Source organism: Streptomyces sp. SID14436, from assembly GCF_010548465.1.
In the GTDB taxonomy this organism is placed as follows: Bacteria; Actinomycetota; Actinomycetes; order Streptomycetales; family Streptomycetaceae; genus Streptomyces.
Genome location: NZ_JAAGMD010000489.1, coordinates 1 through 1,956 on the forward strand (window position 1 = coordinate 1; position 1,956 = coordinate 1,956).

Below are 1,956 nucleotides of genomic sequence, written 5' to 3' on the forward strand. Positions count from 1 at the left end.
CGCGGGACGCGGCGGCCGGGGCGTTCCGCGACTGGCTGGCGGGGCCGCGGGGCCGCGCCGAGTTCGCCCGGGCGGGCTTCCGCGACCCGGGCAGCCGGATGCTGCTGGACCCGGAGCGCGGGCGGGAGGGGGTGCTGTACGCGCCGAGTCCGCTGGACGAGTCGGCGGGACAGCGCGCGATGGAGCGGGCCCTGGCCGCGTACCGGGAGGCGGGCGGTCCGGGCCGGGTGCTGTACCTGCTGGACAGTTCGGGCTCCATGGACCGGCTGTGGCAGGGGCCGAGCGGCGGTCCCGGCCTGCTGCGGCAGTCGCTGGGCGGGCTCGGCGGCCGGGACGAGTACGGCGTGTGGGGCGTGGCCGGGAAGCCCGGCCGGCCCTACCGGACGGTGCTGCCGCTCGGTCCGCACCGCCGGGCCGACGCCGAGCGGACGGTGACCGCGCGGGCCCGGGTCCAGGACGCGGAGGCGGATCCGCACGCGGCGCTGCTGGCCGCGTTCGACGTGATGGAGGGCCTCGGGGCCGACGACCGGCCGCAGTTGATCGTGCACATCACCGACGGCGAGGACAACGACCGGCTGACCGGCGGGCGGCTGCGGGAGGTGCTCGACCGGGCGGGGACCGCCGGGGTCCCGGTGACGGTGGTGTCGTTGCAGAACGCGGGCTGCGACCTGGACCGGCCGGACCGGCGGATCGCCGACGCGAGCGGCGGACGCTGCCTGGACACGGGGGACGACCTGGGCGCGGCCCTCCAGGACGAGGTCGCGCGCACCGGAACGGGGGACGGCTGATGGTCCGACGGCTGGCCGCGCTGCTGGCGCTGCTGATGGTGGCCGCCTGCACGGGCGGCGGGGACGGCGGGGGCCCGCGGGCCGTGCCCTCCGCCGACGACGTGCCCGGCACCATCGTGGTCGCCAGCGGGCGCGACGTCACCGGCAAGAACGGCATCCGCCAGCAGCTCATCGACGCCTGGAACAGCGAGCAGCGGCGGTCCGGTTCGGAGTACCGTGCGCGGCTGGTGGAGCTGCCCGGCAGCGCCGACGAACAGCGCAGCCAGCTGCTCGGCGCCCTGCAGTCGGGCAGCGCCGCCTACGACGTGGTCAACCTGGACGTCACCTGGGTGCCGGAGTTCGCCGCCGCCGGGCTGGTCCGTCCGCTGCCGGGGAACCTGGTGGACGAGGACGTCGTGCCGTCGGTGGCCGGGACGGCCCGGTGGGACGGTGAGGTGTACGCGGTGCCGTTCAACAGCGACGTGGGCCTGCTGTACTACCGGCGCGACTACCTGGAGCGGGCGGGGGTGCGGCGCGCCGACCTGGAGTCCTGGGCGGGGGTGCGGGACCTGGTGGAGACCCTCGACAGCCGGCTCGACGAGGACGCCTACGACAAGGGCTGGACCACCCAGCTCGCCGCGTACGAGGGCCGCACGGTCAACGCGGTGGAGGCGTTCGCCTCGGCGGTGGAGGACTTCTCGCTGGTCGACGAGGAGGGGCGCTACGCCGGGACCGTGGAGGACCTGGCCGACGGCATCGCGGAGCTGGGCCGGCGCACGGGGCGGCCGTACACGCTGGCGGACGCCGTGCACTCCGACGAGGCGGCCTCCCTGAGCGACTTCGCCGCGGGCCGTACGGCGTTCCTGCGGCACTGGCCCTACGTCTACCCGGCGCTGCACCGCACGTTCACGAAGGAGCAGCTGGGGGTGGTGCCGCTGCCCGGCCGGGCGGTGCTGGGCGGGCAGAACCTCGCGGTGACCTCGTCGTCGCCGCGGGCGCGCAGCGCGACCGACCTGATCCGGTTCCTCACCGGCCGGGAGAGCGAACGCTGCCTGCTCGACGCCGGGTTCGCGGCGACCCGCGTGTCGGCGTACGGGGACGGGGTGCGCTGCACCACGGCCGCCGGCCCGTCCGCCCCGGCGTCGCCGTCCGCGTCGCCGACGGGGGAGGGCGCCGACCCGGTCCCGCG

Annotated in this window: 2 protein-coding genes; both read left to right on the forward strand. The window is 76.8% G+C overall.

Going from position 1 to position 1,956, the window contains the following annotated elements; genetic code table 11:
* Positions 1-788, forward strand: a 788-nt coding sequence (locus G3I53_RS16885) for a vWA domain-containing protein (RefSeq protein WP_164438504.1), incomplete at its 5' end; no start/stop codon positions are given.
* Positions 788-1,956: extracellular solute-binding protein (locus tag G3I53_RS16890; protein ID WP_164438505.1), on the forward strand; the 1,169-nt coding region annotated here is incomplete at its 3' end. The genes G3I53_RS16885 and G3I53_RS16890, both read left to right, overlap by 1 nt.